Origin of the sequence: Micrococcus sp. R8502A1, from assembly GCF_006704135.1 — a bacterium.
In the GTDB taxonomy this organism is placed as follows: domain Bacteria; phylum Actinomycetota; class Actinomycetes; order Actinomycetales; family Micrococcaceae; genus Micrococcus; species Micrococcus luteus.
The window spans coordinates 1-6293 of record NZ_VIGS01000086.1; the positions used below are offsets into that span (position 1 = coordinate 1).

Genomic DNA, 6293 nt, shown 5'->3' on the forward strand with positions numbered 1-6293 from the left:
TTAGCGTGGGTCATGAGCGGGCTCTTTCCAGCGGATGGGTTGTTGAGGAACTTCCATCCTGCCGGGCGGGGCCCGCTCGTCTCATCTCAGCCCGGGCCTCGTGCCAAGAACCTCATGACCCACAACAACTAGTCTGCCGAGATGACCACCCCGACCGGCGCCGTCCCGAGCCCGCATCCGCGGCCGTTCCTCCTCGTCCAGACGCGCCCCGAAGACGACGCCGCGGCCGCCGAGATCGAGGCCGTCCAGCGACTGGGCGGCTATCCGGAGGGCCGGCTGCGGGTGCTGCGCCTGGACCGCGTCGTGCAGCGCCCGGACGTGGCCACGCACGGCCTGGACTGGGAGGCGGAGCTCGCGGACGTCGCCGCCGTGATCCTGCCCGGCAGCCCGTTCACGGGCTCCGATCCCGAGGAGACCAAGTCCCCCGTGCAGCGCGCCGTGGAGGCGGAGCTGGGCCGGATGCTCGACGTCGTCCGGCGCCGCGACCTGCCGTTCCTCGGCTGCTGCTACGGCGTCGGCACGCTGGGCCGGCACGCCGGCGGCGTCGTGGACAACGCGTACGGTGAATCGGCCGCGCCCGTCGAGGTCACGCTCACCGACGAGGGTGCCGCGGATCCGTTGCTGGCCGGGGTGCCGCGCACGTTCGCGGCGTACGTCGGCCACAAGGAGGCGATGAGCGCACTGCCGCCCGGCGCGGTCCTGCTCGCCACGGGCGCCGCCTGCCCCGTGCAGATGTTCCGGCTCGGCACCCGCCAGTACGCCACCCAGTTCCACCCCGAGCTGGACCAGGCCGGGATCCTCGAGCGCCTCGAGATCTACCGCGACCACGGGTACTTCGCGCCGGGCGAGTACGAGCCCACGGTGGCGGGGCTGGCCGCCGTCGACCCCGAGCACCCCCGCCGGATCCTGGCGAACTTCCGCACGCTGTTCGGCTGAGCCGCCCGGCCCACCCCGTAGCGTGGCCGCATGGACACGCACCTCGCCACCGCTTCCCTGCCCTGGATCGACGGCCCCGCCGTGCGCAACGCCCTGAGCCCGCGCGCCGCCGTCGACGCGCTGGAGGCGGCCCTCGCCGCCGGCCTGGACCCGGAGGCCGACGCCCCCCGCACCCGCGTGCCCACCGCCGCCGGGCAGCTGCTGCAGATGCCCTCGACGCGCGGAACCGAGGTCGGCGCCAAGCTGCTCACCCTCACCCCGGACAACCCCGAGCGCGGGCTGCCCGTCATCCAGGGCGTCTACGTGCTGTTCGGCGCCCCGGGCAGCCCCGGCCAGGCGCCGCGGGCCGTGCTGGCCGGCGTCGAGCTGACGGGCCTGCGCACCTCCGCGGTGTCCGCGCTCGGGGTGCGGCTGCTCGCGGACGCCTCGCCCCGGCACCTGGTCGTGTTCGGCACGGGCGTGCAGGCGTGGGAGCACGCGCTCACGTTCCAGGACGTGTTCGGGCTGGAGCGGGTGTCCGTGGTGGGCCGCGACGCCGACCGGGCCGCCGCCCTGGCCGCGCGCAGCGAAGCGGAGCTGGGCGTGACCGCGAGCACGGCGGGCCCGGAGGCCGTGGCGGAGGCGGACGTCGTGGTGACGTGCACGGCCGCGACGGCCCCGCTGTTCGACGGGACGCTCGTGCCGGAGCACGCGACGGTCGTGGCGATGGGCTCGCACACCACGGACGCCCGCGAGACCGACGACACCCTGGCCCGCCGCGCGACCGTGGCGGTGGAGTCGCGGGACTCGGCCGCCCGCGAGGCCGGCGACGTCACCCTCGCGATCGACTCCGGCGCGCTGGCCGGGATCGAGGACACGGTGACGCTGGCCGAGCTCGTGGCCGGGACCGCGCGTCGGCGGGAGGGCGCGCCCGCCCTGTTCGTCACCACCGGCATGCCCTGGCAGGACCTGGTGGTGGCGAGCGCGGTGGCGCGGGAGGTGCTGGGCTGAGCCGGGGCGGCCGGGTCCAGCTGGCGGACCGAGGGCGTGTCCCGGCGACTGACGGCGAGGAGGACGAGGGCGCCGGCGAGCCCGACCAGATTTCTCGCCACGAGCGGGGCGAGGTCGGCCTCCGCGGTGTCAGCCCAGTCGAGCACGCCCCGTCTGGATAGAGTGACTCGCGCCACCCTCTCCACTGCAAGGCAGGACACATGATCGACGCACCCCTCGCCCAGCTCGCTGAGACGTACGCCCGTGACGCGCGGCTCGCCTCCACGAGCGGGGTCTCCGCCGAGCCGGAGGCGCAGCTGACGGTCCCGGTCTCCGAGTTCCTGCGCGCGTTCTCCTCCGTCACCGGGCTTGGGGACCTCAGCCTGCTGCGAGAGGCCCAGCTCGACGGCGTGCGCCCGGACTTCGCCGCCCTGATCGACGGTCGCCCCTGCGGATGGGTGGAACTCAAGGCACCCGGCCACACGGTCATCGGAGAGAAGTGGCGCGGCCGGGAGAAGGGTCAGTGGGACCTGCTCTCCCAGCTGGACGCGCTGCTCGTCTCGAACGGAGACGAGATCGCCCTCTATGTCTCCGGCTCCCTTGTGGACACCGCGTTCCTGCCCGTCGACGGCGTCGCAGGCTGGGACGCGGACCGCCTGCGCACCGTCCTGGAACAGTTCACCCTGGCCCAGCCCCGGCCGATCACCCGAGTGAGCCAGCTCGCGGACCGCCTGGCCCCGCTGGCCCGCTTCCTTCGAGAGCGCCTCCAGGAAGGCCTGTCTAACAACTACCGCTCGGTGCGGGAGGCGAAGGCGGCCTGGGACCACACGGTGCACCACACAACCACGGACGCCCAGTTCGCCGGCGACGTCGCCCAGGTCGTGGCCTACTCCATGGCCATCGCCGGTCTCTCCGGCCAAGCGGACCGGAACGCCGACGGCGTGGTGACGCTTGAGGAGGCCAAGCACGCCCTGGAGACGGCCCACCGCAATGTTCTGGCGGCGTCCCTCGGACCGATCATCGGCATCCCGGCGCTCATGGAGTACATCGCCCCGGAGGTCGGGGCCATCATGCGGCTGGTGTCCAGCATGGACGTGGCCGCCATCGAGCGCTCCACGGACTCCCGTGGTGAGCCGTGGCTGTGGTTCTACGAGGACTTCCTCCAGCGCTACGACCCGGCCGCCCGTAACCGCGCGGGTGTCTACTACACGCCGATCAGTGTGGTGCAGTGCCAGGTGCGCGTGGTGGACGCGCTGCTGCGGGAACGTTTCGGTCAGACCCTGGGCTTCGGCGCCCCCTCAGTGGTGACGCTGGACCCCGCGACGGGCTCCGGCACCTACCCGCTGGCGGTCATCGACCGCGCGGAGGCAGCGGCCCGGGAGGAACGCGGCCCGGCGGGGGTGGCCCAGGTGGCCAAGAACCTCACGAAGAACCTGCTGGCCTTCGAGCTGCTGCCCGGCCCATACTCGGTGGCGCACCTGCGCATCGGCCAGCGGCTCGCTGAGGCGCAGGGTCACGCCTTCCAGGCGGAGGAGATCGGCGTGTACCTGACGGACACCCTGGAGGACCCCTCCGCCGGCATGGCGGCGGGGTTGTTCGGCGACGCGCGGGTCCTCGTCGAGGCCGCGGAGGCGGCCCGCCGGATCAAGCGGGACCGGCGCATCACCGTGGCCATCGGCAACCCGCCCTATGACCGGGTGACCTCCGGCACCGGCGGCTGGGTGGAGCACGGGGACGGCGAGGACGCGCTGTTCGACGACGTGATCGGCCCCGCCCAGGAGCAGAGCGTGATCTTCTCCGCACAGGCCTCGCTGTACAACCTGTACGTGTATTTCTGGCGGTGGGCCATCTGGAAGGCGTTCCAGCAGGACCCCGGGGACCAGGCGATCATCTCCTTCATCACGGCGTCCTCGTGGCTGACCGGCCCGGCCTTTGTAGGTCTGCGCGATCTGGCCCGTCGGACGGCCAGTGAGATCTGGGTGATGGACCTTGGCGGCGAGGGCCGCGGGGCACGCCAGGAGGAGAACGTCTTCGACATCCAGACCCCCGTGGCGATCGTGACTCTGGTGCGCACCGGCAAGGCCGCCCGGGAGGCGTCCGTGTACTACCGGCGCTTCCGGGGCACGCGCGCGGAGAAGTTCGCGGCCCTGGACGAGGTGGCCCGGTTGGATCCCGACGACGGCACATGGGAGTGCCTGCCCGGTGGGGCGGGCGACCCCTTGGCACCGGCCAGCGGCGGGGAGGGCTGGGCGGCCATGCCCGCCCTGGCGGACCTCTTCCCCTGGCAGCAGCCCGGGATCAAGTACAACCGCGCCTGGCCCGTCGCCCCGGATCAGGACACCCTCCGCCGGCGGTGGCGAGAGCTGTTGGCCGACCCGTCCGCGGACGCCCGTGCGGAGAAGTATGTGACGGGCCACTCTGGGCGCACCATCCATACCGCCGTGAGCGGCCTGACCCCCTTGGCGGCGCTGCCCGCCGACGCTGAGCACCGGCCGATCACACGGGTGGCGTGGCGCTCCTTCGACCGCCAGTGGACCTTCGACGACCCCCGGTTGGCGAAGACGGACAGCCCCGCACTCTGGCAAGCGCTGTCGGACCGCCAGCTGTTCTTTGTCTCCCCTAGGACAGCCCGCATCAGCGGTGGCCCCGCCGTGACCGTGGCGACGGCGGTGCCGGATCTGCACTACTACAACAACCGTGGTGGCAAGGACGTCATCCCCCTCTACCGGGACGCTGAAGCCGCTCAGCCCAACGTCACCGGCGGGCTGCTCCCGCTGCTGGGGGAGCGCTACAGGCAGGAGGTCACGCCGGAGGACCTGGCCGCCTATGTCATGGGCGTCGCCGGCCACGACGCCTACGTCCAGCGGTTCGACGAAGCCCTCGAAGGCAGCCCCGTCCGCGTGCCGCTGACGGTCGACCCGGCCCTGTTCGCCCGTGCCGTGGAGCTGGGTGAACGTCTGCTGTGGCTGCAGACCTACGGGGAGCGGTTCACCGGTGCAGATCGCCCCGCGCGTCGGGTGCCGCGGGTGCCCGGCCTGGGCTGGGAGGAGCCCGTGACGGCCTTGCCGGCCTCCCCGCGGGCCGTGTCCTACGACCCTGCAACCCAGCGACTGACGGTGGGGGACGGCGTCGTCACCGGTGTCTCGCCCGAGGTGAGGGCCTTCGCCGTGTCCGGAATGAACGTGCTGGACAAGTGGCTCGGCGCCCGGACGGCCACCGGCATCGGCCGCGCCGCGGGCAAGGCGGCCACCCCGTTGGACCGCATCCGCCCCACCGAGTGGGCGGACGAGTGGAACGACGAACTCCTGGACCTGCTGCGTGTGCTCACCGAGACGGTCTCCCTGGGCACGGACCAGGCGGCGCTCCTGGACGAGATCCTGGCCGGCGACCTGATCCCGGCGAGCGAGCTCCCCGAACCGACCCCGGCCGAACGGAAGGTGCCCAAGACGATCAAGCGGGACCCGGGGTCGGGGCAGGGTGAGATGTTCTGAGGCGGCGAAGGGGGAGCAAGACCCATGCGTATCTGCTATCTGGACGAGTCGGAACAGCAACAGGACGGGGTGTACTACGTCGGCGCCCTCGTGGTGGATGCCGACCAGGTGCGGGCCATTGATCGCGGCCTGGACGAACTCCACGGGCAGCTCAAAGCTGACCATCCGGACCAGGTACCCGACGAACTCGAGTTCCATGGCCACGCGATGTTCCAGGGAGAAGAAGGCTGGTCGGCAATGGACCCGGGAACCCGGGCATGGGCCAGCCAGAGGGCGGTCGATGTGATCTGCTCTCACGCGCCATGGTTCGGCTTCCAGGGGGTCGACACCGAGCGCCTTCATCACCGACCGGGATGGGAGGACCAGGAGCCGTATCTGGTGGTCTCGGGACAGCTTCTCAACCGGATCCACCGCCGAAGCAGGCTGGTGTCAGGTGGGTTAATGGTCATCGCGGACGATCACCACCTGCGAGAGGACAGCCGGCTGAGCTACCGCCGCATGCGGTCGGCGTCCGTGCGAGGCCTGACTGACGGAAAGCTGAACCACCTGCTCGACACGATCTACTTCGGGCCATCGAACCGGAGCCGTCTCCTGCAGGCGGTAGACGTTCTGACGTACTTCGAGCAACGCCGACGACACGTCAAGGAGCGCAATCCGATGGCGAAACGGCGCATGAACAACATCGGGAAATCGCTGGATTCCGTCCTCAGCCACGACTACATCTGGACGCCATGACATCGGATACACGAAACCCCCGCGCGGGGCGGGGGTTCGGTTGGACGGAAGACGCCCTGCGGCGCGTCCCGTGAGGATCACTCTACCTCCTCCGGCCCGGGTGGGCCAGTCTATCTCGGGCGCGTTGCCCCTCCCCACTCCCCCTGTCTCTTATAAACCTCT

Annotated in this window: 4 protein-coding genes; all 4 read left to right on the forward strand. The window is 71.5% G+C overall.

Annotated features, from left to right (window positions below; genetic code table 11):
- Positions 1-141 precede the first annotated feature (141 nt).
- The 4 genes from FLM69_RS10950 to FLM69_RS10965 all read left to right on the forward strand — a co-directional run bounded on the left by FLM69_RS10950 (position 142) and on the right by FLM69_RS10965 (position 6131).
- Complete coding sequence (locus FLM69_RS10950; RefSeq protein ID WP_141844228.1) at positions 142-936, forward strand: glutamine amidotransferase; 795 nt, start codon at positions 142-144, stop codon at positions 934-936.
- A gap of 30 nt (positions 937-966) precedes the next feature.
- Entirely contained in the window at positions 967-1926 is a 960-nt protein-coding gene (locus tag FLM69_RS10955) for an ornithine cyclodeaminase family protein (protein WP_141844231.1), read from the forward strand.
- A 200-nt stretch (positions 1927-2126) separates the two neighbouring features.
- On the forward strand, positions 2127-5396 hold the full coding sequence (locus tag FLM69_RS11450) for a type ISP restriction/modification enzyme (protein ID WP_220125179.1): 3270 nt from the start codon (positions 2127-2129) through the stop codon (positions 5394-5396).
- A gap of 24 nt (positions 5397-5420) precedes the next feature.
- Positions 5421-6131, forward strand: a complete 711-nt coding sequence (locus tag FLM69_RS10965; RefSeq protein ID WP_141844232.1) for a DUF3800 domain-containing protein — start codon at positions 5421-5423, stop codon at positions 6129-6131.
- Positions 6132-6293 lie beyond the last annotated feature (162 nt).